The 23,576-nt window shown below is 68.9% G+C and carries 24 protein-coding genes and 2 pseudogenes; 14 read left to right on the top strand and 12 right to left on the bottom strand.

Annotated elements, in window-relative coordinates; all coding sequences use genetic code 11:
* Positions 1 to 15 precede the first annotated feature (15 nt).
* Entirely contained in the window at positions 16 to 288 is a 273-nt protein-coding gene (locus RM445_RS19130) for a hypothetical protein (protein WP_311558037.1), read from the top strand.
* 83 nt (positions 289 to 371) lie between these two features.
* Complete coding sequence (locus RM445_RS19125) at positions 372 to 1,310, top strand: collagen-like domain-containing protein (RefSeq protein ID WP_311558036.1); 939 nt, start codon at positions 372 to 374, stop codon at positions 1,308 to 1,310.
* A 166-nt stretch (positions 1,311 to 1,476) separates the two neighbouring features.
* On the opposite strand, the gene RM445_RS19120 is transcribed toward RM445_RS19125, so the two are convergent.
* From RM445_RS19120 to RM445_RS19105, 4 genes are all read right to left on the bottom strand, one after another.
* Positions 1,477 to 1,869, bottom strand: coding sequence for an ATP-binding protein (locus tag RM445_RS19120; RefSeq protein WP_311558035.1), 393 nt, complete (start codon positions 1,867 to 1,869; stop codon positions 1,477 to 1,479).
* A gap of 772 nt (positions 1,870 to 2,641) precedes the next feature.
* Positions 2,642 to 3,526, bottom strand: coding sequence for an alpha/beta fold hydrolase (locus RM445_RS19115; RefSeq protein WP_311558034.1), 885 nt, complete (start codon positions 3,524 to 3,526; stop codon positions 2,642 to 2,644).
* Between the two features lie 45 nt (positions 3,527 to 3,571).
* Entirely contained in the window at positions 3,572 to 4,477 is a 906-nt protein-coding gene (locus RM445_RS19110) for a diacylglycerol/lipid kinase family protein (protein ID WP_311558033.1), read from the bottom strand.
* Positions 4,474 to 4,797 carry a hypothetical protein gene (locus RM445_RS19105; RefSeq protein WP_311558032.1) on the bottom strand — a complete coding sequence of 108 codons (324 nt, stop codon included), beginning with the start codon at positions 4,795 to 4,797 and terminating at the stop codon, positions 4,474 to 4,476. The genes RM445_RS19110 and RM445_RS19105 overlap by 4 nt, the downstream gene beginning before the upstream one ends.
* A gap of 513 nt (positions 4,798 to 5,310) precedes the next feature.
* Here RM445_RS19105 and RM445_RS19100 point away from each other — a divergent pair.
* From RM445_RS19100 to RM445_RS19075, 6 genes are all read left to right on the top strand, one after another.
* Positions 5,311 to 6,090, top strand: a complete 780-nt coding sequence (locus RM445_RS19100) for a vWA domain-containing protein (RefSeq protein WP_311558031.1) — start codon at positions 5,311 to 5,313, stop codon at positions 6,088 to 6,090.
* 71 nt (positions 6,091 to 6,161) lie between these two features.
* On the top strand, positions 6,162 to 7,337 hold the full coding sequence (locus tag RM445_RS19095) for a PP2C family protein-serine/threonine phosphatase (protein WP_311558030.1): 1,176 nt from the start codon (positions 6,162 to 6,164) through the stop codon (positions 7,335 to 7,337).
* Positions 7,334 to 8,509 (top strand): protein kinase domain-containing protein, encoded by a 1,176-nt coding sequence (locus RM445_RS19090; RefSeq protein WP_311558029.1) that lies wholly within the window; start codon positions 7,334 to 7,336, stop codon positions 8,507 to 8,509. The genes RM445_RS19095 and RM445_RS19090 overlap by 4 nt, the downstream gene beginning before the upstream one ends.
* Positions 8,506 to 8,805, top strand: a complete 300-nt coding sequence (locus tag RM445_RS19085; protein WP_311558028.1) for a hypothetical protein — start codon at positions 8,506 to 8,508, stop codon at positions 8,803 to 8,805. Before RM445_RS19090 ends, RM445_RS19085 begins: the two co-directional genes overlap by 4 nt.
* Before the next feature lie 805 nt (positions 8,806 to 9,610).
* A complete protein-coding gene (locus RM445_RS19080; RefSeq protein WP_311558027.1) occupies positions 9,611 to 10,429 on the top strand; it encodes a GAF and ANTAR domain-containing protein in 819 nt (272 codons plus the stop codon).
* A gap of 59 nt (positions 10,430 to 10,488) precedes the next feature.
* Positions 10,489 to 11,238: a GAF and ANTAR domain-containing protein gene (locus RM445_RS19075; RefSeq protein ID WP_311558026.1), complete on the top strand. Its 750-nt coding sequence runs from the start codon at positions 10,489 to 10,491 to the stop codon at positions 11,236 to 11,238.
* 241 nt (positions 11,239 to 11,479) lie between these two features.
* Here RM445_RS19075 and RM445_RS19070 read toward each other — a convergent pair whose 3' ends face one another.
* Positions 11,480 to 11,851, bottom strand: coding sequence for an STAS domain-containing protein (locus RM445_RS19070; protein WP_311558025.1), 372 nt, complete (start codon positions 11,849 to 11,851; stop codon positions 11,480 to 11,482).
* Between the two features lie 568 nt (positions 11,852 to 12,419).
* On the opposite strand from RM445_RS19070, the gene RM445_RS19065 reads away from it, so the two are divergent.
* Positions 12,420 to 12,605 carry a hypothetical protein gene (locus tag RM445_RS19065; protein ID WP_311558024.1) on the top strand — a complete coding sequence of 62 codons (186 nt, stop codon included), beginning with the start codon at positions 12,420 to 12,422 and terminating at the stop codon, positions 12,603 to 12,605.
* 107 nt (positions 12,606 to 12,712) lie between these two features.
* On the opposite strand, the pseudogene RM445_RS32420 reads toward RM445_RS19065, so the two are convergent.
* Positions 12,713 to 12,982: pseudogene (locus RM445_RS32420) on the bottom strand (ATP-dependent DNA ligase); the annotation flags it as partial.
* On the opposite strand from RM445_RS32420, the gene RM445_RS19060 reads away from it, so the two are divergent.
* Positions 12,873 to 13,100, top strand: coding sequence for a hypothetical protein (locus RM445_RS19060; protein WP_311558023.1), 228 nt, complete (start codon positions 12,873 to 12,875; stop codon positions 13,098 to 13,100). The pseudogene RM445_RS32420 and the gene RM445_RS19060 overlap by 110 nt on opposite strands.
* A gap of 169 nt (positions 13,101 to 13,269) precedes the next feature.
* Here RM445_RS19060 and RM445_RS19055 read toward each other — a convergent pair whose 3' ends face one another.
* The 3 genes from RM445_RS19055 to RM445_RS19045 all read right to left on the bottom strand — a co-directional run bounded on the left by RM445_RS19055 (position 13,270) and on the right by RM445_RS19045 (position 16,040).
* Positions 13,270 to 14,025, bottom strand: a complete 756-nt coding sequence (locus tag RM445_RS19055; RefSeq protein ID WP_311558022.1) for an STAS domain-containing protein — start codon at positions 14,023 to 14,025, stop codon at positions 13,270 to 13,272.
* A gap of 402 nt (positions 14,026 to 14,427) precedes the next feature.
* On the bottom strand, positions 14,428 to 15,516 hold the full coding sequence (locus tag RM445_RS19050) for a collagen-like domain-containing protein (RefSeq protein ID WP_311558021.1): 1,089 nt from the start codon (positions 15,514 to 15,516) through the stop codon (positions 14,428 to 14,430).
* A 110-nt stretch (positions 15,517 to 15,626) separates the two neighbouring features.
* Positions 15,627 to 16,040, bottom strand: coding sequence for a hypothetical protein (locus tag RM445_RS19045; RefSeq protein WP_311558020.1), 414 nt, complete (start codon positions 16,038 to 16,040; stop codon positions 15,627 to 15,629).
* A gap of 928 nt (positions 16,041 to 16,968) precedes the next feature.
* Between RM445_RS19045 and RM445_RS19040 the strand changes: the two genes are divergently transcribed.
* On the top strand, positions 16,969 to 17,175 hold the full coding sequence (locus RM445_RS19040) for a hypothetical protein (RefSeq protein ID WP_311558019.1): 207 nt from the start codon (positions 16,969 to 16,971) through the stop codon (positions 17,173 to 17,175).
* Positions 17,176 to 17,368: 193 nt separating this feature from the next.
* Here RM445_RS19040 and RM445_RS19035 read toward each other — a convergent pair whose 3' ends face one another.
* On the bottom strand, positions 17,369 to 17,776 hold the full coding sequence (locus tag RM445_RS19035) for a hypothetical protein (RefSeq protein ID WP_311558018.1): 408 nt from the start codon (positions 17,774 to 17,776) through the stop codon (positions 17,369 to 17,371).
* 932 nt (positions 17,777 to 18,708) lie between these two features.
* On the opposite strand from RM445_RS19035, the gene RM445_RS19030 reads away from it, so the two are divergent.
* Positions 18,709 to 19,590 (top strand): GIY-YIG nuclease family protein, encoded by an 882-nt coding sequence (locus RM445_RS19030; RefSeq protein WP_311558017.1) that lies wholly within the window; start codon positions 18,709 to 18,711, stop codon positions 19,588 to 19,590.
* A 60-nt stretch (positions 19,591 to 19,650) separates the two neighbouring features.
* Here the strand turns inward: RM445_RS19030 and RM445_RS19025 are convergent, their stop codons facing one another.
* Together RM445_RS19025 and RM445_RS19020 are read right to left on the bottom strand one after the other, a co-directional pair.
* Entirely contained in the window at positions 19,651 to 20,868 is a 1,218-nt protein-coding gene (locus RM445_RS19025) for a Shedu immune nuclease family protein (protein WP_311558016.1), read from the bottom strand.
* A gap of 141 nt (positions 20,869 to 21,009) precedes the next feature.
* On the bottom strand, positions 21,010 to 21,261 hold the full coding sequence (locus RM445_RS19020; protein ID WP_311558015.1) for a hypothetical protein: 252 nt from the start codon (positions 21,259 to 21,261) through the stop codon (positions 21,010 to 21,012).
* Positions 21,262 to 21,354: 93 nt separating this feature from the next.
* Here RM445_RS19020 and RM445_RS19015 point away from each other — a divergent pair, with 93 nt between their 5' ends.
* Positions 21,355 to 22,281 (top strand): hypothetical protein, encoded by a 927-nt coding sequence (locus RM445_RS19015; protein ID WP_311558014.1) that lies wholly within the window; start codon positions 21,355 to 21,357, stop codon positions 22,279 to 22,281.
* Positions 22,282 to 23,248: 967 nt separating this feature from the next.
* Positions 23,249 to 23,524 (top strand): annotated as a pseudogene (locus RM445_RS19010) (dehydrogenase); the annotation flags it as partial.
* Positions 23,525 to 23,576: the final 52 nt, after the last annotated feature.

Raw genomic sequence — 23,576 nt, 5'->3', positions numbered from 1 at the left:
AATTGCGGTTCCGGTGTGGTTCGGGCCGATGTGGACGTCGGGGACGAGGAGGTGTATCAGGGCGAGGCCGCGGCTGCGGAAGCCCTGGTCAAGACGACCGAGTTCGTCGTCTTCCTCGTTGCCGTCGTCGGTGTGCTCGCCGCGTCCGCGCTGGTCGGTGACTCAGATGGCCGCGGTGATGTCTTCCTCGCCGACAAGGCCTGGTTCTACGTCACGCTGCTCGCGATCGGCTACATGGTCAGCCGCGGACTGGCCAAGGCCGGCGTCCGCGCACACCGCGACGCCTGATCTGCGACGCCTGATCTGCGACGGCCTGATCTGGCGCACTGCCGGCTCACGGCCGGTACCGATTCTTTGATACGGAGCACAAAATGGTAGACACGACAGACAACGCCGCAGTCTACAAAGAGATCGACGCCGACGCCGACGCGACTGTGACCGTGGCCGCAGTTGTCGCGGAGGCGGGCCCGCGGGGCGAGCAGGGCCTGCCTGGCAAGCCGGGTGTCTCCGGCAAGCCCGGCCCCAGCGGTGAGAAGGGCGAGTCCGGAGACAAGGGCCAGCCCGGGGACAAGGGCCTGACCGGTGAGCAGGGCCTCAAGGGTCAGCCCGGCGAGAAGGGCCTGACCGGCGACACCGGTGAGCGCGGCGAGCAGGGCCTCAAGGGTCTGCCCGGCGAGCAGGGCCTCAAGGGTGCGCCCGGCGAGCGTGGCGAGCAGGGCCTCAAGGGTGCGCCCGGCGAGAAGGGCCTGCCCGGCGAGCGTGGCGAGCAGGGACTGACTGGTCTGAGCGGCGAGCAGGGGCTCGTCGGTCCGATGGGCCTGCCGGGCCCGATCAGTGAGCAGGGCCCCCGAGGCGAGGTCGGCCCGACCGGTGATCAGGGTCCGGTGGGCGAGCAGGGTCCGACCGGTGAGCGCGGCGAGCAGGGTCCGCGCGGTGCCGACGGCCTGCCGGGTCTGCCCGGTGAGCAGGGCCCCCGCGGCGAGCAGGGCCCGGCCGGACCGGCAGGGCCCGCGGGTCCTCCCGGAATCCCGGGCCCGCAGGGCATCCCCGGCCCGCAGGGCCGCGAGGGCTGGGCACCCGAGCCCGCGACCCCGATCCGTCCGGTGGCCGAGTGGACCGCACCCGCGGCACCCCGGGCCGTGCCGCAGTCGGAGTGGACCGCACCGTCGGCACCCCGCGTCTCGCAGCCCACTGCCGCCGGCGTGGTCAACCCGATCCAGCTGTGGGCGACGTTCGCAAACAACGTGTTCGCGCTCCAGCGCAAGACGTGGGCGAACATGGCCGCTGCCCAGCGGCGCGACAACAACTGACCGATCCCTGCCCTGTAAATCGGGGTAGGGCCGCACAGGCCACCACGGGCGCCTCCCACACCGGAGGCGCCCGTCCGTCTAATGTCCTGGGCAGTGCTCCGCTTCGCCGCCGACGACAGCTCAATAAGCGGATGAGCAGGGGCCTGGGCAGGCGGCGGATGTGAGGTCAGGCCGGAAGGTCGGCCCAGACCGTCTTGCCGGTGTCGTCGCTGATCGAGCCCCATTGAGTGGCAATTGCCGCGATCATGAGCAGACCGCGGCCGCGGAGCCGTTCGGGGTCAAGTGTCTGAATCCGTAGCGGCTGCGGGCAGTGGTCGTGGACAGCAATGTGCAGCACGGCCCCGTCGAGACGGACCACCAGCCGGAACGGCGTACGAGCGTGGTCGACGACGTTGGCGACCATCTCCTCGACCACGATCAGCGCATCGGCCGCGGTCTCGTCGTCCAGGTGCCATCGGGCGAACACCGCCCGCAGAGTGCGCCGGATCGCGGTCGCGGCCGCAGCGCTCGGGTCGTCCCAGAAGCTGACGACCCGTGCGCCGTGCTCAACGTTGATCACACTGCACCCCGTCCTTGCGCCCACCCGTGTGGTCGGCGCCGATGCTGTGGGGTTCCCCCACGGAAGGCAGCCAGACCTCAGCAGGGGCAAAAGCGCTGAGGGTCACCCAAACGCGGTTCCAGGTCGAAGTCGACGATTCGTGAAGATTTTGTGGATGCGATCGTGGTCGCGACGAGCTGTGCGTCACTTATCGGTGAACTGGTGGCTTTCGCGCAGGGAAGGGCTTCGACCCGCACCGTGCCTGTCGAGGTCAAAGATCGGCCGATGAAAGTGGTTTCGTGAGGTTGCCACCCCCGAACGGCTGTAGCGCCCAGCAGGTCGTCGAACAGTCGGGTGCCCCGCCAGCAACATAGGGGTGCAAGTCGAGGCGGAACTCTTCGATCGAGTCGAGTTGCGATGAGCGGGCCGCCAGAAGCCAGCGTCGCCCCGGACTACGATGTGGCCGTCGTCGCCTCGCCACTCGGCCGTCTTCAGAGTGTGGGGAAGACCATGTTGCGGGCGGCGGTCATGGTGGGGGAGAACCGGCTAGTCGGCTGTCGGTAAGCCTCCGGCCGCGGTCTCATGAGCGGCGCGGTTCGACAGGTGTGCACATTCGCTCTGGTAGACGCCGATCTTCTGCTTCGTGTACGCGGGTCGGCCGGCAGGCCGCGCCCGGAGATTTCTCCTGACTCGCAGCGATAGTGACTTCAGCCAGTGCATCAGGAGGGACGGTCTGGACGATCCACTACCTGGGGTTCGATGAGCCTGTGATGCACTGGTGCTGACCTGCCGGTTACCGGACGGGTTCGCCGAGCGTGCTGGCGGTGGCGGGGTTGCTGGCATGCAACAGTAGGTCGGCGGTGGCTGCGGGGTCGTCGAACATGGGGACGTGCCCGCAGCCGGTGAGAGTGACCCAGCGTGTCTGGTCGGGCAGCTGGTCGCGGCGGCGGGCGACGCCGGGCAGTAGTACCCGGTCACGTGAGCCGAAGGCGACGGTCACGGGCACGGTGATCGCGGCGCCGTCCTCGAACTGTCGCTTCTCGAGGGCGCGCAGGGTCTCCCGGAAGCCGGGCGCGGCGGCCATGTCGTGGACTGCCGTCTTGACCGGCTCGTAGGGCAGGCTGAACGGGTGCCCGGAGGCCTGCATGAACGCGAGCCCCCGGGACAGCCGGGTGCGTGGGGCGTTCGGGGCCACGCGCCGGGTGATCTTCGCGGTGAGTCGGACCTGCCGCATGGCCACCCTGATGTGCCGTGGCGCGGACTTGCGCCACAGTCCGGCTGGGTCCAGGGCGGTGACGGTCCGGGCGCGTTGCAGCCGGCCCAGCTCGAGTGCCACCCAGCCGCCGCTGCTGTTGCCCGCGACGTGCACGGTCGGCAGGTTGAGCTCGTCGAGCAGCTCGCTGACGGCGACGGCCAGGTCGTGCGGGGCGCTTCCGGTGCCCTTGGGTTGGCGGGGTGAGTCGCCGTGGCCGGGCAGGTCGACTGCGATCACGTCTCGGTCCACGGCCAGAGCGTCGACGATCGGGTCCCAGCACCGCCGGGAGAAGCCCTGGCCGTGCAACAAGACCAGCGGCTCGCCGCGTCCGGTGCGGTCGTAGGCCAGCCGAGCCCTGGCTGGCGCCGCCTGCTGTGGCTTCTGACTTGGCGAGCTGCCGGTGGCGGAGGATGAGGTGGTCATGTTTCTCCTACAGGGTGTGACGGTATGAGAACCGGCGCGGGGCCGTCAGCCGATGGTCGCCAGTGCTGCTGGCGCGATCGCGACATGCACTGAGGTGCCGGCGTCGAGGGTGAGCAGCTCGCCGTCGAGCTGCAGCGGTGTCGGCTTCAGGGTGACGAAGTCGTACCGGGTGGCGGTCGGCTGCGGGCCCAGACCGCGGGTCGCCGCTCGGATGGCCATGGCGAGAATTCGCCATTTGGAGGTGTGCGGCAGGGTGACGATCTCGAAGCGGCCGTCGTCGGGCTGACGGGTCTCGCTGAGTGTCGCGTACTTTGCCATCTGCGCGATGTTGGCGAACAGCAGGCTGTCAAATCGGTGCTGTCGTCCGTCGTCGAGTTCGATGGTGAACGGCCGGAACCGGGCGAAGGTCCGCACGACTGACACAATCTCCCGTAATGAGCCCTTGCCGCCTTTTTCGAGGTCGATCGCGACGATGGGGGTCAACCCCATGCCGATGTAGGAGTGTGCGTACTGGGTGCGGGCATCGGCACCGGTGCCCCTGGTGAGACGGAGCAGGTCGATGCGGCGGACGTCGCCGGTCACGATGGCGTCAGCGAGCGGCTGCTCGCGGGTGGTCCGCCGGTGGTCGTTGGCGTTGCCCGCGGCCATCACCGCACACACCACGTCGGGGTTGTCGGCCTGCATGACCCCGTCGACGACCTCGTTGTAGCCGCCGTCCCCACTCACCGACACCACGAGCGGACGTCCCGCGCCCGCCGCGTCTCTGGCCAGTTCCCGCCCGTGCCCTGCCCGTTCGGTCGGGCACAGCTGCACCGGGACGGGGGGCAGGCGTCGGGCCAGTTCCGCGCGCAGCTGTTCCGCCATCTGCGGCGCCTTCCCGGTGCTGTGCGGATTGAAGATCACGACCACCCGGTCGAACGGCAGCGAGTCGGCGGCCCGGGCCGCGGTCACCGGGTCACCTGCAGGGCCAGGCCTCCGGCGATCGCCAGGGCGTTGCGCAGGCCCCAGTTGGCCTTGAACGCCCGATGGGTGAAGCAGCAGTGAAAGCCGGCGGCGATACTGAAGCCGGACAGGAAGTAGAGGCCGACGGCGAGCCCGACATCGAGCCAACTCAGGCCCCACCTCCAGGCCAAGGGCACGGCGGCGATGAGCGCCAGCATCGGGAGCAGCACGAAGGCGTGCACGATCAGGAACTCAGGTTGTTTCCCGTCGAGAATGGGCTGCGCGGGCGCCTTCTTCTTGGCGGACGCCGCCGCGGTTGGTGTGGACATGGGGTGAAGCGATCTCCTCGGTCTCGGACCACAGCGCGGCTGCGGGGGCAGTTGATGCTGATGGCCCGGGTCCGGAGGCCGATCTCGGCTTGGCGCGGATCGCGTCACGAGCCGCCCTAGTACGGATACCCCGTGCCTTCCTGTGCATACCTTCTTCGGCCCGGGCCGAAGCCCGGCAGAACGAGAGCCACGCCAGACGGTGGGCCAGCACGCCGACATGCCGGGGTAAGCGCCGGAACCGGTTCCTCTGAGCGGGAGACGGCCCGTTGGTCGAGTCAATCGTGGTGACGTGGTTCGGCGACCGGAGCGTTCCGCTGTCGACGTCAGACCTCGATAGGAAGGCGGGTTAGCTCGATCGGGGAGGGGTAGCTCCCGGACGCGGCAATAGCGTGCCCGTCGCCGCGTCCTAACACCCACGTTGGAGGAAGAATGCCGGACGAGTCAGGCCCTGCTTCGGGGACCGCACTACCTGACGTGGCCGCTCCAGCGGTTCCGACGGCGTCCGCTGCGGAGGTGGGTTCGCCGGTCTCCGCGGAGGGGGACTCCGCAGCCGGCGAGTCTGCGGTGGCCGCTCCGGCGCCCGTCGCCGAGCAGTCGAGCCTGGCCGCGCCGCCACCGGCGCCACGTGGATTGAGCTACGCCGTCGACATCGTGTTCTGCATCGACGTCACCGGCAGCATGACCCCCATCCTCGACGCCGTGAAGGCGAACGCACTGCGCTTCTATGACGACGTGCAGCACAACCTCACCGCCAAGGGCAAGAACGTCGACGAGCTGCGGGTGCGCGTCATCGCGTTCCGCGACTTCGTCGCCGACGGGGAAGCGGCGCTGCAGGAGTCGCCGTTCTTCCGGCTCCCCGCCGAGCAGGGCGGGTTCAGCGACTTCGTCAACGGGCTGATCGCGCAGGGCGGGGGCGACGCGCCGGAGTCGGGCCTGGAGGCGGTCGCGCTCGCGGTGAACTCGCCGTGGACCAACCGCGGCGACCGGCGCAGGCAGGTCGTGGTGGTGTGGACGGATCAGCCCGCCCACCCGCTCGACCCGACGACCCTCCCCGCGGAGCTGCGCGGACGGGTACCTGCCGACTTCAGCGCGCTGACCGATCTGTGGGAGGACGCGCAGGGCCCCCTCGGCTCCAGCAGCAAGCGGCTGATCCTGTTCGCCCCCGACGGCCCCGGCTGGAGCGACATCTCCGGCGTGTGGGAGAACGTGGTGCACCACCCGTCGCAGGCCGGGGGTGGCCTGTCGGAGGTGGACTACGGGACGATCGTGGATTCCATCGGTAACTCGGTGTGAACGACGGCACCCCGCTTTCCGAGTCCGAGTCCGAGTCCGAGTCCGTCGACGAGGCGCCCGCCCCTGACCCTGTGGCCGCCTCGGGGGCGGCCTCGGTCGACGTCGAGCCCGGTGGCCCCGAGTCCGCCGACACCGAGCCTGGCGACACGGCAGATCCGGCGCTCGGCGAGCCGCAGCAGGAGCGTCCGGCGCCGGCGGCCGACCTGCCCGCCACCGGCGGACCGGCCCTGTCCTTCGGGTTCAACCTGGGGAAGATCCCCGGACAGGGCGAGGACTCGGACCCGATCCGGCGCGACGGTCGCGAGCTCGGGCTCGTCGCCGTGTTCGATGGCATGGGGGGTGCGGGCGGCACGGTGTACGAGACCCCGGACGGACCGCGCACCGGCGCGTACCTCGCGTCCCGGGTGGCCCGCGACGTCGTCGAGCAGCGGATGGTGGCGCTGCTCGACCCGGACTGGAACCTGGACGGACCGACCGCGGCCGCGGACCTGCAGCGGTCGGTGCGAGCGGCGCTCCAGGAGCGGCTGGTGGAACTCAAGGCACCCGCGAGCGGTCTGCGCTCGCGGCTGCTGCGAGCCCTGCCGACCACCATGGCGACGGTCGCCCTGCAACGTCGTGAACCGGACGGCGACCGGTGGTCCTGTCACCTGTTCTGGGCCGGTGACTCCCGCGCATATGTCTTCGAGCCCGACGCCGGTGCCCGGCAGTTGACCACGGACGACATCCGCGACCGTGGGGACGCGATGGCCAACCTCCGCGAGGACTCGGTGGTGAGCAACGCGATGTCCGCCGACACGGACTTCGTCGTCCATCACCGCAAGGTCGAGCTGACCGCGCCGTTCCTCGTGATCGCCGCCACGGACGGGTGCTTCGGGTACCTGCCCTCGCCGATGCACTTCGAGCACCTGGTGCTCGCGGCGCTGCGGGACGCCCCGGACACCGAGGGCTGGTCGGCCGCGGTGCAGGCGGCGATCGGCGCGGTCACCGGCGACGACGCAGCGATGGCCGTGCTGGGCATCGGTGCAGACCACGACACCTTCCGGCAGCTGTTCGCGCGGCGCACCGCCGAACTCGAGCAGCGCTGGGTCACGCCGCTGGACGACCTGGACGTTGACCTGCGCGAGCATGAACGGAAACTCGAGGAGCTGCGCGCGACCCGGCGGGAGCGCCAGGCGCGGCTGTGGGCGGCATACAAGCCGGACTACGAGCGGTATCTCGGAGCGAGGACGACAGAGGGGACGCCGTGAGGGCCGGGGACATGCTGCACGGCTATCGGCTGCTGGAGGACTTCCGGGTGGTCGGTGCCGGACTCAGCGAGTGGAGCTTCGCCGAACGCAACGGCCGGGTCTATTTCATCAAGCGGTTCCTCGCCCCCACCTACCCCGACGACGCCGCTCCCGGCAGCGCCAAGACCAAGGCCCGCAAACGCGTCCGCTGCGCCGCCTTCGAGGCGCACCACCGTGGTATCCAGGCGGCGATGGCCCCGCTGACCAGCTACGGCGGCAACCTGATCGCCACCCTGGACTTCTTCCGGGAGGGCGCGAAGTACTACAAGGTGACCGAGAAGGTGGACGTCGCCGGGCTGGAGCCGGGCGACGTGGCGGCGTTGGGTTTCCCCGCGCAGCTGGTGCTGCTCAAGACCGTCGCGCACAGCCTCAAGATCCTCCACGATCTCCACATCGTGCACAGCGACCTCAAGCCCAGCAACGTCATGATCAAACGCACCGAGCTGGGGTACACGACCAAGCTCATCGACTTCGACAGCTCCTACATCGTCGGCAGCCCGCCGCCGCCCGAGGAGATCGTCGGCACGATGAACTACTACTCGCCCGAGCTGATCAGCTACATCCAGGGCAGCGCCCCCGCCGCTGTCCTCACCGAAGCCTCGGACATCTTCGCGCTCGGCCTGATCTACGCCGAGTATCTGACCGGTGCTCTCCCGGCCTTCGACCCCGCCCATCACGAGGCGGCGATCGCCGTGCTGAACGGCGCGGTGCTCCGGCTCCCGCCGCGCGACGTCCCGCCGCCGGTCGTCGCGCTGGTGGAGCGGATGCTGCTGGCCGACCCGGCCGCGCGCCCGACCGTCGCCGAGGTTCACGCGACGTTGATGGGGCTGCGCAGCGGGACGCCGACCGTCGGCCGCACCCCCCGCCCGACCCGGGCCCCGAGCCCCGGGCGCGCCCCCCTGCGGCTGGGACCTCCCGGTCCGCCGGTCGCCGCCCCGGCACCCGCCCCTGCTACAGCCCCGTCGCCAGACCCCATGCCTGCCCTCTCGACGCCGCGCGGGTCCGCGCTGCGGGGCAAGGGCCTGCGGATTGTCGCCGACGCGGTCCGCCCGGCGCCCGACGCACCACCGCCCGGCCGTGGCCGCGCGTTGCTCGGCAGGCTGATCGGCAAGCTCGAGGAGCGTGGACGGTGAACGCGCTGTGGCAGTGCGCGGTCTGCGAGACCGTCAACAACGGCGGCCGGTCCTGCACGGCATGCGGCGCGGCCATGACCCGGCGCTCCGCCGCCGTCACCGCTGTCCGCAGCCGGATCGCGCAAGCACCCCCGCCTCCCCCGGCCGACGCGCCGCTGCCCGAGCCGGTCCGCCGGGCGATCAACCGCGAACCGGTCGACGAAGAGGAATGGCCCTACGACGACAGCAGCTTCACCATGACGCCGTTGCCGGGCGGCTGCTTGATCACCGCCAGACCCCGCCGATCCAATTGGTGACGGCGGCATCGACTGCCGCGGTCTGAAGAGTTGCTCGAAGTCGTCCCGCAAGAGCTCAATCGGATCGACGTTCTCATCCTGGTAGCCGACGTGCACACCTGCTACTGCCCGTGTCCGACCGTGCGGCTGACGAGCTGGCCCCGGACTACCTGCGACGCCGTGCCTTCATCGCTAAGGGAACGAGGGGACGATCCCGCCGAACTCACACGCTCCCAACCCCGGCGGCGAGTCGATTTCCGGGCGGTGCCACATGAGGTCTGCGACGCCCACTCGGGTTCCACCTCTGGGTCGATCCCAGGTCCCGACGCCATCTCCTCGGGCTTGGCAGACTCCGGCAGCCTTGCGACGTGGTGTCCCCGGTTGTGGTGATTTGCGACCGTGTGGGGACGTCACCGTCGGCGACACCCCATGCCGGTGCAGGACACCGTACGACGAGACCGAGGTGCGGCGTCGGCACCGGGACGCGGTGGCCCGCGCTCGGGCGACCGCGAGCGGTCGTCGCAGGAGGCCGGCCTCGAGCCCGGCTGCGTGACTCATCGTGCCCGCAGCACGATCTGATCATGTGCACCGGCTGGATCGCCGCTGGGCCGGTGGCCGTGCTGCATGTGACGGACGCCCCACCGACCGGTACCGTTATCCCTACCCAAGGTGCTGGCCGTGTTCCCGCCGCTCCATCACGGTCTACCGGCCTCGGACAGGATCGTGCACCAACCCATGAAGCGCCCAGCGAACGATCGGCTCATCGCCCGGCCGGCCCACCGACCCGTCGGGAGCTGGCGCAGCTGTGGCGCCTGAGCTAGGTCCTTTGACCCAGGCGCTGATCCGCCTCGCTGGTCATGGTCACGACGACCGCCATGCGGCCGCCGAGATCTGCCGGGCCTGCGTGGCGTGCCTCGATGTGGACGGTGCGGCGATCTCGCTGCTGACCGCGACGGCATCGCGGGAGACGCTGTCGGCCACCGACCCGACCGCCGCCACGCTGGAGGACCTGCAGTTCACCCTGGGCGAGGGCGCCTGCATGGAGGCCGCCCTGTCCGGCCGGCCGGTGCTGGTCCCCGACATCGACGACCACGTCTTGACCACCCGCTGGCCGATGTTCGCCGGCGCGGTCGCCGAACAGACCGATGTGCGGGCGCTGTTCGCGCTGCCGCTACAGCTGGGCACGATCAACCTCGGGGTACTCGACCTTTACCGCACCACACCGGGCCCCCTTCGCAGGCACGAGTTGCGCGACGCTCTCGCCGCGGCCGACACCGCCACCCTCATGCTGCTCGCGGTGCCCGCCCACACCGGTGACGCTCACGTCGACGGCCCCCCCGTGACCGAGGGGCAGCACCCCGACGGCCGGATCACCGACCGGTGGCAAGCGGACGGGGACGGCGAGGGCCGGCAGATGACCCGCGCAGACGAGGCGTGGTTGCACGGGCTGGGGTGTGACGGGTTGTGGAACGACCGCGCCGAGGTGCACCAGGCCACCGGGATGATTCTGGTTCAGCTCGGTATCTCGTCGCAGGACGCGTTTGTCCGTCTGCGCGCGCACGCCTTCGCCGCCCGCCGGCCGGTGGCCGACGTCGCCCGCGACGTCGTCGCCCGCCGATTGGTGTTCACCCAGGACATGGACTGAGCCAGGATGCGAACCCGCCATCCGGGCATACCCTTGGACGCCCTGGAAGGGAGTCGAGCGTGAGTCACGTTCAGAACGACCGCGAAGCACTGTTGATGAGGGCGTTCATCGAGTTGGCCGACACCCTCGTCGACGACTACGACGTCATCGACGCACTCGACCGGCTCGTCGGGCACAGCGTCGAGTTGCTGTCCGCCGCCGCCGCCGCGATCATGCTCGTCGACCCTCGCGGGCAACTGCGCACCGTGGCCTCCTCCAGTGAGGAGTCCGACTGGACCGAGCTGATGCAGATCCAGGCCGATCAGGGCCCGTGCGTGGACTGCGTCCGCACCGGGGAGCCGGTGACCGTGACCGACCTCGACGACGCCGCCGGCCGCTGGCCGGAGCTGGCCGTCGCGCTGGCCGGGAAGGGGTCCTACCGTTCGGTGCACGCACTGCCGCTACGGCTGCGCGGAGAGGCGATCGGCGGGTTGAACCTGTTCCATTCCCGCCCCGGCCCGCTGCCCGAGGCCGACCTGCGCCTCGGGCAGGCCCTGGCCGACATCGCGACGATCGGGATCCTGCAGGAACGCGCCGTCCGACACGGCGAAATAGTCACCGAGCAACTGCAGGCCGCGCTCAACAGTCGCGTAGTCCTCGAACAGGCCAAGGGCGTCCTCGCCCAGCAGGGGAGGTTGACCGTGGACACGGCGTTCGACCGCCTGCGCCGCTATGCCCGCGGGCACAACCTGCTGCTGGGCGAGGTCGCCCGCCGCGTCGTCACCGACCGCGCGTTCGCCCGCCACGTCCTCGCGGTCCCGGTGAGGTGACGTCGGGGTCGTTTCACCTCGACCCCGACTCGGCCGATGCTGACTCGGCCAATGCTGACTCGCCGACCTCGGCCGTCCACGTCCCGGCTTCGCCGTGTGGCCTGGAACGCACGGCGACCGCGTTCACTCCCCGGATCACCGAGGAGGTCGACGAAGGATCCCCGAACTTGCCGCCGCGGCGGGCACGAGCACAGCCACGGCGGGTTCGTATGTAGATGCAGCAGGCGCAGCGGCCGTCCGGTCAGGTCCGGTCGGACGGAACCATGTCAAATCCGTCGAACAGATGCAGCAGCCGCACCAATCGTGTGCTGCACCCGGCCAGATGGAGCCGCGAACCCCGATCCCGCGCCAACCCCGCGGCCTCGGACAGTGCGCACATCCCTCCGACATCGACGAACGTGGTTCCCGCCAGGTTCACCACCACCGTCCGCCCCGCACCGCCGGTGTTGAGAAGCTCCCGCAGGCACCCGGCCAGCAGGGGCACCGAGGCCCGGTCGAGCTCACCCTGGACGACGACCACCGCCTCACCCGCTTCGTCGCACACCACCTCGACGTCGAGGAGCCCGGACATCGGTGGCGGGTGGAACTCTGGACCCGAGTCGTTGGCAGTCATCGTCGTTCTCCGTCCGCCCCGCCACCCGGGCTTGCACAGGGAGAGGCCCAAGCACGACACCACCAATACTGGCGGTAACGGGCCGGGGTCGGGGGCGCCGCGCACTCGAAATTGAGGCGGATACCGGGCTACGACGACGAGCCCGAGGCCTCTCCGACGAGCCCGAGGCCTCTCCATTGAATATCGACCCAACCCGTGGGGCGACACCCGTAGCATACGGTGCCGTAGGCCTCGTGGCACCTCCCGCGGACGTCGACGTTCACGGACGGTGCTGGTGTCTCGAGGAAGGCGCGCGGGGGTGTCGGAGCAGAGATGGCGGCCCAGCCGGCATGTGGTCTCAACCGACCGGGCCTGGATCTCGGGTCGCGCGCGCTCGATCCGTGGCCTTGCCAGCAGGTGCCACTCGGCCGTGTGGTCCAAACCCGACGGCGAAGCTAGGTGCGCGCGTGTGCCCGAGTCCGGATCGCGAGCTGGTCGACGCCTGCGACCATCGCTCGCCCGCTGCAGGCGCAGGGCACGCCGGAGAAGGTCCGCAACCGGATCGGCCGAGCGAAGGTGGCCACGCTCGATGGGCTCCGCTTCGCCCCAGCGCGTCGAGGGCGTCGACCTGGTCGCCGGCCTCGACTCCCGCCCCGATCTCACTGCCATGACGCCCATCGAGTTCGAGCACTTTGTCCGCCAGCTCTTCGAGGCCCTCGGCCTGGAGGGATGGACGACCGAACTGACCGGCAACGACGGCGTCGCAGGGTCGTGATCAACCGGGACCCGATGGTCGGCGGGCTGACCCACGACGTTCGCGGTAGGGGAGGGGCGGAGGTCGGTGCCGCGGTGGGCGAGCAGGTCGAACACCACATGAGCGGTCGGCGGCCCGGCGACCAGATCGCGGATGCTGCCGGGGCCGGAGCGGAGCCGGTCCTGCAGGGCGGCGAAGTCCAACCGGCCCGCCCGCCGCACGACGAGTTCCCCGTCGAGAACCACCCCGCCCTTCCCCAGTCCGCGCAATGTGGTCAGGGTGGTGGTGATGTCGGGGAACGCGTCCGAGAGCGGGCGCAGCTGCCGCGACTGCAACACCACCCCGCTGCGCTCGCAGAAGGCCAGGGCGCGGAAGCCGTCGAATTTCGGTTCGTACACCCAGCCCGGCCCGACCGGCAGCCGGGTCACCCGGGCGGCGGCCATCGGCGCCACCGGCGGCACCAGCCCGGGTGGGCGGTGTGGCGGTTTCGGCGGCTTTCCCACTGCCGCACGGTAGGCACATCACCGTCCGCTGCCCGCCGGCGGACTCCACGCAGCCAGCTGCGCCGGCAGACACCCGCCACATAGTCGACCGGCCGGGACGTACACGCCCCCCTGTGGCGGCCGCCAGACCGGCGCGCCGAGGCAGCTTCCGACTCAGCGGCGGCGGCGCGGACCGCCGAGCATCACGGCGTATCGGCAGACGGCCATCCAGGGCGGCCGTTGCTGTGGTTGTCCGGCGGGGTGGCGGCGAAACCGGCGAGCGCGGTGCGGAGTTGCGCATCGAGGTCTGGTGCCAGGGGATGAGCCTTGTAGGGGGCGCCGAGGGCATGCAGGGCGCTGCGGTACACCTTGCTGCGGTGGCGGTGCAGCGCCTGTCGTAGTGCTGAGGGATCAGCGTCGTGCACGTCGGGGCGTGGATGGTGGCGGTCAGTGGGGCTGGGCGGGTCGGTGTGGTCGTCCAGGAGGTTCACCGGTCGGCTGTCGGGGTGGTGCTCGTCTGCGACGGGGCGCGCCTGCTCGGGTGCGGTCGGCACCGGTTTCCACTGGTCGGCTTGTAGCACGATGGCGGAGAGCACTGCGGCGGCGGTGGTCCGGTGGATGGGGGGAGCATCGCCATCGGGCCAGTAGTGCGGCCACAGCCGCGCGAGCATCGGTGAGGCGCCGCTCATGCTGTAGCGGGTGCCGTCGGCGATGGCCACCTGCGCGGTGCGGGCGATCGCGGTGATGCCGCGGGAGCTGCAGATCACCAGTCCGGTGAGATCGACGATGAGGTGGTCGGGGCGCCGTTCGAGGACATCATCGAGGGCGGCGTCCAGGACGGCGAAGTTGTCCAGGTCCACCTCGCCCGCCACCCGGAGCACGACGATGTCCCCGGCCGGGCTGAACAGCGTCGCCGTCGAGCACGTGCACCGACGCGACGATGCAGGAGCGTCGGGCACGGCTCGGTGTAAGCGCTTGTCGGCCCTGGTGTGAAGCTCAGATGCTCCCGACATATCGTGGTCCTCTCGGCGGCGCAGTCATGACGTCGTCGGGGACCGGGACAACGAGTCAATGTTAGGCGTGGCCCCGCCGTCTTGCCGGGTGATCTCCGCGCCGTGCTGACCCTTCAGCCCGGGTTCCGGGACGGGACCCAGTCACCTCATCGCACTCCTCCGGTGCGGTCACGGCTGACGACGCCGCGATGGAACCCTGCGTGAGGATCCTTCTGTGAGGATCAACGACTGGTGGTCTGCCGAGCCAGCTGAGCGCTCTTGGATGGAGACGACAGGCGGTGAACGCGCCGAGGGGGCGTCCTCCTTAGGAGGACGCCCCTCGGCGGTACGACACGGACAGCGGGTCGGTCAGCGGCCGTTCGGGCGCTGCACGCCGGCGGCCGTGAGCGCGTTGGCCCACGCCTGACGCTGTAGCCCGGCGAAGCTGCCAAACAACTCGGTCCACGCCCGCACGGCGTCCGGCGTCTTGGTCGGCGCGCCGTTGGGCGGAACGGTCCAGCCGGTCACCTGCCTGGCCGGGACGGCGGGCTCGGGAGCCCAGCCCTGCTGGCCCTGGGGGCCGGGGATGCCCTGCGGCCCGGGAGGGCCGGCGGGACCGGCCGGGCCCATCGGGCCGGGAAGACCCGGCAGACCCTGCTCGCCACGCGCGCCCGAGAGGCCGTCCTCGCCACGCGGACCCTGCTCACCACGCTCACCGACCGGGCCCTGCTCACCCACGGGACCCTGGTCACCGGTCGGGCCGACCTCGCCGCGGGGGCCCTGCTCACCGATCGGACCCTGCAAGCCCATCGGGCCCATCGGGCCCATCGGGCCCATCGGGCCGGCCGGGCCGACCGGTCCCTGCTCGCCGGGCAGACCCGGCAGACCCATCGGGCCGACGGGACCCTGCTCACCGGTCAGACCGGTCAGGCCCTGCTCGCCACGCTCGCCGCGCTCACCCTTCTCACCGGGCGCACCCGTGAGGCCCTGCTCGCCACGCTCGCCGGGCAGACCCTTCTCGCCCACCTCACCGGGCAGACCCTTGAGGCCCTGCTCGCCGCGCTCACCGGTCAGGCCCTTCTCACCGGGCTGGCCCTTGAGGCCCTGCTCACCGGTCGGGCCCTGCGCGCCAGTTGCACCCTTGTCACCGGTTGCACCCTTGTCACCGGTTGCACCCTTGTCGCCGGTGAGACCGGTGGGACCCTGGTCGCCGCGCTCGCCCGTCGGAGCCGAGGAGCGGGTCAGCACCTCGCGCTCAGCAGTCAGCCAGTTTTCCAGGTCACTGCCGGCCCTCGACGAGGCGGCTATTTCCCGCGCCCGGTCGGCGATGAGGCCGGCGAGACAGGTCGAGCCCTGGTGGCCGCGGGGGCCCTTCTCGCCGACCACGCTGAGGGCGGCGTCGACGTCGCCCTCGTTCTCGCGTCCGTCGGTTGTGGGGTTGTTCGGTGACTGCTCCATCAATGCCTCATCTCGAGATTTCAAGTGGCCGGCGGTGAGCCGGTCGGGGCCGCGGCGGACGCGTCCGAAGGTTGGACGGGCTGGGGTCCGCAGGTGCGAACGGGCGATGCTCAGGCGTCGTGGTGCGCGCGGCTGCCGGCCTTGGCCAGCCCGCGGCTGACCAGGTACCCGACGGTCAGCAGAGTGATGTAGAACCATGCCTTGTCGGCGAGGAAGATGTCACCGTGGCCGTCGGAGTTACCGACGAGCCAGGAGGCGATAAGCACACCGAGGACGGCGACGAGGTAGACGGCGAATTCCGTCGTCTTGAAGGCCGGCTTCGTCTCGGTGGCGCTGTTGGTGAGAGGCCGCGCCGAGCCGCTGGCGACGGAACCGTTCGCGATGTCGTCACGGAGGGCATGCGAGGGGGTGTTGACGGTCAAGAAGTGTCCGATGATCGGGTGCCGAAGCGCAGCTCGGAACGGAGCTACACAATAGATTCGGCAACGTCCTCCAACGTAGGCCTCGCCGGCCTCGCCTGCCACGTTGGAGACCCTTGTCGCAACAGGTTTGCGCCCACCGATCTGATGAGTTCGCAAGTGGCTCGACCGGCAACGTTGACCCCAGTAATTGATCTCTCTGGGTCGCCCCAGTCAGGCTGCCCGCACGTCAAGTGCGGGGTGGGGTGTGGCTCGCAAGCCTCGCCGAACTCGGCCACCGTGTGTCTGGTGCGGTTCCGCCAGTAATTGGCGTCAAGGTCCACGTCGGTCTTTCGCGAAGCCGCGGTGTTACAGATGCGTTTACCTAGGGGTCTCTTCGGGCAAAGCAGAGCTGATCGAACCGCCCCGCGGGTAGGCGCGTGTGTCGGTCATGACCGCTACATCACTGGCGACGGCGCCAGCGTCGACGGGCGCCCGGTGGAGGTGCCTGCGGGGCTCGACCCGGTCCGGTGCTGCCTAGATCGGGTGTGCCGCGACGACGGTCCGGTGCGGGTGCTGATCGTCGATGAGCGTGACGCGTGGGAGTACCGCGTGGTGGTGCACCCGGATGGCCGTGTCGAGGAGGATCTCGAACCGCCGCCCGCCGTCCGGGTCGCGGCGCGCCGGTGGCGGGTGGGCCCGGTGGCCGCGGTCGTGGCGGTCCTCGCCGTGACGGGCTGGCTGGCGGTGGACGCCGCGCGCACCAAGCCACCGCCTTCCTCGCCCGGCTCGACCGCGCTGCAGGGCACGGCGCCGCTGACCGTCCCGCTCGCCAGCGCCACCACGCCGGCCCTCACGACGACGTCCTCACCAGCCCCGGCTTCGGCGCCAGCGCCAACGACAACGACCACAGCCGCGCCCACGACCACTTCAGCGCCACGCACGAGCACCAGGCCACGCCCCCGGGGGGACTACCCGCCGACCGCCGGCCACCATCCGTCCTCCCGCCACCACGACGCGTCCCGCGCCGCCACCGGTGGTCGGCGGTGCGGCGGTGGCACGGACCGTAATCGACGAACTGCGCGCTGATGGTGCGCAGGTGAACCGGGTCACCTGTCCGGCGTTGCCGGCGCAGCTCGGCGCCACCCGCCGCTGCATCCTGGTCTCCGACTTCGGGGTCTTCGGCGTCACCGTCTCGGTCAGCCGGGTGCGTGGCACCGACGTCGATTTCGACATCACCGTCGATCAACGCCCCAGCTGAGAGTGATCCTCGCGGTCGGGCAGCGACGGGCGACCCGGGTCGCCCGAGAGTGTCGTCGCGCACGACGGGAACAGCATGAGTTATCCGGGCTGCCGGCATGAGCACCGTCACCCCGGCGCTCGCGGAGCAGCTACCCGGACCGTTCGGTCCACGGACACGGTGGCCAGTTCCGCCGCGGGATCGTCGACCGCGGTCATGGTGTGGTGGTGGCCGTCGGTGGGGGAGAGGGTCGGCGTTGGAAGCCGGCGGGATCGGCGAGGTAGCGGTCGAGGTCAGCGTCCTCGTACTGGTCGGCGAAGTTCCGGATGACCTCCCACTCCGCGCAGAGCTCCGTGCGTAGCCGGTCGAGAGCAGTGGTAGCGGCGGTGTTGAACCGGTCGCACTCCTGTTGGCGCCACGGCCCCGGGTCGGGCGGGTAGGCCCAGTTCAGCGAGGTGTTGTACCACTCGCCCAGCCGGGTCAGCTCTGCGCGGAGGTCCGCGCTGATCGGCAGCGTGGCCGGGTCGACCGGATTACCACCCCAACGCTGCTCGTCGTCTGGGTTGGAGCACCACAGGAATACACCCGCCCCGTGCTCGAACGAGAAGTTGATTTCGTACACGGCAGCGCAGGTTCGTCGCCTACCGCCAGCGGACTCAACCGGCATCGCCGCGGAGCCTCACGGCCAGCCACGGAACGTGCAGGATCCGCTGTGGGGTAGATCGTCGCGTAGCGGCCTCGTCCCGGACATCCGTTCGCCGACTGGCTGGTCACGCTGAGGATGTGTGGAAGCAGGTCCGTGACGAGGTGCTGGTTGGCCCCGAAGCTGCATCGAGGCGGGGGTGGTGCGCCCGCGATACGGCGGCCACCTTTCACAACCACCGTTATCGGGTGGCAGGACACCGCCGATACATGGCGACGTCAGGACTGTGGGCGGCGGTGGCGGTGTTGCGCCCAACGTTGGGCCGGATCGTGCAGTGGCGGGCACCATCGACGTTGCTGCCCCTCTTCGCCCAATAAGGCTCTGCCCGGCAGGCAGTGCGCCTCAAGCGGGCTCAAGAGAAGCTTGAGAGGAACTGAGCTGGCATGCTAGGAATGCTGTACTACCCCTTTGTTAATGCGTCAACGCCGGCGATCAATCAGGCAGTGCTGTATTGGGACTCGCTATCTACGATTGTCCCGGAAGCCTCCGAGACGCACTTAAGCGATCCTATGCAAGAATCACTTGAGCGCGGATTCGTTCAGCCACTAGAAGCGCCGAAATCTTCGAGGAGTACGCTGGAGAAAGCTTCCGATTGCTCGAGCGTCTGGCTTCCGAGGTTCCCCTCGATGACCTCATTCCTTCCGCTGAAGACTTGTCAATCAAGAGTCGACGCCTCTAATCAACCCGATGTCCTGCTGAACAGGGCAGCAGCTCGTCGTACACGAAGCCCTTGTGTCGGAGCCCAGGGATGTCCCGCTGCGTCCGATTCCCGCTCGCCGATACTCTGCTCGTGCATCGGGAGTCGGTCTCGCTGCAGCACCCGCAACCGTGGGCGTAGAGATAGGAGGACCGTGCTCGCGACAATCTTGCACGACGTGTTCGAGGTGTCCGAGGCACCCGCACTTCGTGATGCCTTGGATGAATTGTGCTCGCCGACCGACAACTACGGGTGGGCGAGCACCGGTATCTACTGTTTCTTCAACCCCGACCCCAACATCAAGGCTCCAGGTCGGCGGATCCTGTACATCGGCAGAGCGGTGGACTTGACCGAACGGTTTGCTCAACACGTCGGCCTTATCCACTTTCCAGCCAACAACTGCAAGCGCGAGAGCATTACAAGGTGGTTCGAAGAGCACCCTCGCCTCGGCTTCTCGTGTTGCGTCCAATCGCCGTTTGATCAGGTCAACACCCATCGAGAGCGCTCCCAGTACGGCAGCCGTGGCAGCGGTGCCATACCGGCACGCGGTCCGCTCGTCGACAACCCTGAGTATGGACAAGAGTACGCAGTCGAACTCGAAGGGGCCCTAATCGAGATGTTCCGAGTGCTTCACGGCGACTGGCCTCTATGGAACAGGGGTGGAGGTGACAAGCGAGGCCAGGCCAGGGTCGGTAGGGGCCGCGAGGTGTGGATGCTTCCCATGCTCGACGGAACACAGGATTCGCTTTTCCGCTCAAGATTGTCGATTAGGGAGCTGGCGACAGACACCATGGCCACACAGTTCGAGTCCAACGCTCTACACGTGGCTCGGGTGATGGTGTTCCCCGATATGCCGATATTGCGTCCTCTTCTTGGCTACACCCCGGTACCCACTGATCTTGACGTCATGCAGACACTGGTCGATTTAGCGAGTAACCCGTTCTTTCAGCAAACCGAGTTGCCCGCTGACATGCAGCAGATCAAGGAGTCGGGTTATCTCCGACGGGCGCCTGGCGTGCCAGGCGATTGGTGGTAACAGACTCGGTCAGCGTGGGGCGGGCACCTGTACGCTCTCGCCCTCAGCGAGCGCGACATGTCACTCGGCACGGGCAAGCAGCTCGTCGAAGGTGAGGATCTCCGGCTCGTAGAGGTTTCGGCGGTAGAGCTCGAAGGAGCTGACGCGCTGTGGGATGGGACCACCGCCGGATCCCCGCAGCTCCCTAGTGTTGCCGATGATGAGGAAGGTGCGAGGTCGGTAAAGGTAGGTGGCATCGCCGGTCTCCGCACCCTCGGCGTCGAGGTCGCGAAGGGCCGTTCCGATCTGCTGACTCGCGAGGTGGACCGTCTGCTGCACCTGGGCGACGCCGCCAGCCAACTCGTCAGACGGTGCCCAACACCCGGTTCGGTACTCCGCACCTAGTAAGTCGGTCAGGTGGTGCTTGATCTCAGCGAAGACAAGCGACCGGATGCTGCCGGTCGTGCGGAGAAGCGCATCCGTTCGCTTGCCAGGGCCGGAAACTGAGAAGCCTGCGACGGTCTGCTCAAGCTTCTCGTTGTTCCACGACGTCAGAAGCTGACCCGTAAGCCCAATACCGAGGATCCACGGATTCTGTTCCAGGAAGCGCTGCCACACGGCCTCCTTGCGCCTACCAGGCGTCGCCTGCCGCTCCTGCTCGAAGAAGTCGGGTTCGGACAGCAGTCGACGGAAGTGCTCGACGATCTCCTTTCGGTGCGCCAGGGCGATGACGTCGGTGGCCTCGGGGTCGTCCTCCATCAGCTCCCGGGAGCGCCCCGGGGCCCGGTTGTAGAGGCCGGCCACGGCTCCGGGGTTCGCGAAGATGTCCCGGATGACCTGGTCCTCGACGCGGATCGTTTCGGTCACCCCTTCGACAGGGATGTGTTCAAGGGCTCGGGCGAAGAGGATGAAGCGCTCTGACGCCTCGCGGTCGAGCTTCAAGATGCTCTGCAGCTCGGTCGCGTTGGGGTCGGTGGGCACCTTCTGGATCTCGATGCACCGGATGTTGCCGGCCTGGCGAGTGACCTCGATCTGGATCTGCTTCCGTCCGCCCGGTGTGGTGTCCACGATGAACCTCGTCCGTTCAATGTCCGGCAGGTGGCTGAAGTCCTCGGACTCGGCAGGCTCGTCGAAGACCTTGCGCAGGCACCGCGTCGGCTGGCCGTAGTCCCGTGACTGCGGTAGACCCATGGGAAAGCTCTTGCTGGCGTAGATACGTTCGGGTCGCCGCAGCCTTGCGTACTCGACTTCGTTGTCGGGCCCGAAGAGGAAGACGTCGACAGCGTCTTTCAGCACCATGTCGGACGCTCCAGGAGCTTCGGCAAGGGCGACCTCTGCACAGCGCCCGCCTCTCGTCCGATGCCCCGTCTCGCATGTGGTTCGCGTTGACCCCTAGAGGTGTTACGGCTCGTGTATGGCTGCGCACCGGCTGTGCGACACCTACGTCGAGGGTGCGGGTCGTAGATCAGCCATGGTGAGGTCGCGCCGCATGCGAACAAGCCGGGCTGCGTGACGCCACCGGTGCTGTTCGAACGCTGTGTCGACGTCGAGTTCGACGACGAGGGACGGGACCACGCGGGTGTACGCGACCGGCTGGCTCGGTCGCTGGCCGAAGCGGCTCGACGGGATCACTTCTGGCCATGGGTGCTTCTTGCCAGCACCGACGAGCACCTTGCACAGGTCGCGCTGCACGGGCAGCGACAGCGGACTCGTGCGCCCGGCGATGCGCTCCGGCCATCACGGAGACCTGCCCGCCCGGCGAGGGCGTGTTGGCATCATGAACGGGTGACCAAGGACGAGGACTCCACCCGGCGGAAGATCGTGGCCCGACGGTCGCCGTTTTCCGGGTTAGCCAAGCAGCTCCAGGAGATGCAGACGGCGCCGTTCGCGGGGTTGGCTAAGCAGCTCCGGGAGACGGAGACGGCGCTGGCGGTTGGGGTAGCCAAGCAGCTCCGTGAAATGGATTCGGCGCCGTTCGCCGGGTTGGCTAAGCAGCTCCGGGAGACGGAGACGGCGCTGGCGGTTGGGGTAGCCAAGCAGCTCCGTGAAATGGATTCGGCGCCGTTCGCCGGGTTGGCTAAGCAGCTTCAGGATATGCAGACGGGGCCGCTCACCGGATTGGCTAAGCAGCTGAATGGAATGCAGGCGGCGCCGTTTGCCGGGTTGGCTAAGCAGCTTCAGGATATGCAGACGGCGCCGCTCGCCGAGTTGGCTAAGCAGCTCCATGAGATGGATACGGCGCCGTTCGCCAGGCTGGTCACAGAGCTTCAAGAGACACAGACCTCGAACTTTACCGAGTTCGCCGGACAGCTCCGCGGCCACTCGACGCAGCTCTCCACGCTGCAGATGCCGACATCCGACAAGCTCGTCGACGACGTCGTGCTCCCCTCGGACGTTCTCGACTTAATTGACCGCATCGAGCCTGAGGAGCTGCTGCGAGAGGCTGAGCTTGTCGAGGCGTCCGACGGTGAAGACGTCGATCTGACTCAGTGGTTTCGCGGAGTCCTTACTGGAGTCTTGCTATACGGCGGGCCGCTACTGGTCCTCGAAGTGCTCGTGATTTCATGGGCTATAGCGGCTGAGATTAACGCCGAGAGTCGTACGAAGTTTGTGGAACTTGCTAGTCTTGTTGCTCTCGCAATTGCCGTTGCACCCGCGTTCGGAGCAATGGCTAGAAAAGTTGATCCTGGCAAGAACAAGGATGCGCAGTAGGGGCGGCAGATCTTGCAAGCCGCGCGCCGCGCAGGGACCGGACGGCAGGCCGCACGCCCCGCGTGGGCGCTTGCGACTGCATCAGGCGCAGGGCCGCGCGGCGCCCGGAGGGCGCCGCCTTGACCAAGGAGGGAGGGCTTGGACACGGGGTGTCTCGGTGGGGGAGGGCCCCGACAGGGAAGGCCTCGAGCTCGGCCAGCGCTTGGCGGAGTCGTGACACGACTTGTGACACGAAATAGAGTCGGCCGGAGCGGCCGGAGGCGGCTGGTGACGTCGACGCCGGTACTGCTGTCGCAGGTAGAGGCCACAGTGACAGGTGTTGGCGGCCTTCCAAACTGGCTACGCGGGTTCGATTCCCGTCGCCCGCTCAGGCCGTTGACCTGCGGTTTTGTCCCGCAAGTACGTAAGATGCTGTGGTCAGAGTCAAAGGTGACCACTAGTCATGACACCAAATCGTGGCGTGGTTATCTTTCGCTGAACGACATGGCGGCGCTGCGCGTGGCCCCGGCCCGGCGGCGCTCGTAACTTGAGCGACTCGGCGATGCCGCGCAGGACGTCGAGCTCGTGGGTGGTCCGCCGCTCGCGGACGATGTCTCGGTTGGACTTGACAATCGCGGCGAGCGCCACGACGAGTGCGACCAGGCTCAGGACCGCGCTGACAGCTGCGACCAGTCGACCAGCGCCTGCGGGAGCACCGGGGAACCGTAGTGCGGCCCCGGCCGGCCGGAATACGTTCGGGCACGGGCTAGGTTCGGTCCTCGCCATCCACACGGTCGACCTTGCGGTGGAACCGCATCCCGGCCAGTCCGCCGAGCACGGCCCCAGCGAGGGCGGCGACCAGCGCGAGCAGGGCGTGACCACCCCACCGCTAGACCCTGTCTCCTGGATCATGACTTGAGCCAGATGATCAGGCTGCCAGGACGGTCCCGACAGCTGCTCCAGCTACCGCACGCGTCGAATCTGAGGCCGTGGGACCGAGAGCCTGGTCTTCCATGGAGCTACACCGGCGAGCCAGTACGCGCGGATGCGAGCGCCTTTCCACGACGGCAAATTTGCCGGACCGGTCAAGTACGGCTACCTCAACGTGGGTCTCGTGGAGCACGGCTCGGAGGCGCTGCGTGGGCGGCCGGTGTTCTGCCTGTTCCCGCACCAGACCCGCTACGTGGTTCCGGCCACCGCCGTGCGGAGTAGAGCGTGCGGACGATCGCGTCGTCGGGTCCCGGCGGGTCGATGTCGACTCGCTGAATGACCCCCGCTCCGGGACGATCCATTCAGTAGGCCCTGACGCTGTGCCG

This window comes from Pseudonocardia charpentierae (assembly GCF_031845345.1).
Classification (GTDB): Bacteria; Actinomycetota; Actinomycetes; order Mycobacteriales; family Pseudonocardiaceae; genus Pseudonocardia; species Pseudonocardia charpentierae.
This window is presented reverse-complemented; position numbering and strand designations above follow the sequence as displayed.

Excerpts from the sequence above, each read along its gene's own strand:
- RM445_RS19065 (WP_311558024.1), top strand. The coding sequence starts at position 12,420 with ATGGGCTCCGCTTCGCCCCAGCGCGTCGAGGGCGTCGACCTGGTCGCC.
- RM445_RS19070 (WP_311558025.1), bottom strand. The coding sequence starts at position 11,851 with ATGACTGCCAACGACTCGGGTCCAGAGTTCCACCCGCCACCGATGTCC.
- RM445_RS19025 (WP_311558016.1), bottom strand. The coding sequence starts at position 20,868 with ATGGTGCTGAAAGACGCTGTCGACGTCTTCCTCTTCGGGCCCGACAAC.
- RM445_RS19125 (WP_311558036.1), top strand. The coding sequence starts at position 372 with ATGGTAGACACGACAGACAACGCCGCAGTCTACAAAGAGATCGACGCC.
- RM445_RS19060 (WP_311558023.1), top strand. The coding sequence starts at position 12,873 with ATGTCGGGGAACGCGTCCGAGAGCGGGCGCAGCTGCCGCGACTGCAAC.
- RM445_RS19105 (WP_311558032.1), bottom strand. The coding sequence starts at position 4,797 with ATGTCCACACCAACCGCGGCGGCGTCCGCCAAGAAGAAGGCGCCCGCG.
- RM445_RS19050 (WP_311558021.1), bottom strand. The coding sequence starts at position 15,516 with ATGGAGCAGTCACCGAACAACCCCACAACCGACGGACGCGAGAACGAG.
- RM445_RS19115 (WP_311558034.1), bottom strand. The coding sequence starts at position 3,526 with ATGACCACCTCATCCTCCGCCACCGGCAGCTCGCCAAGTCAGAAGCCA.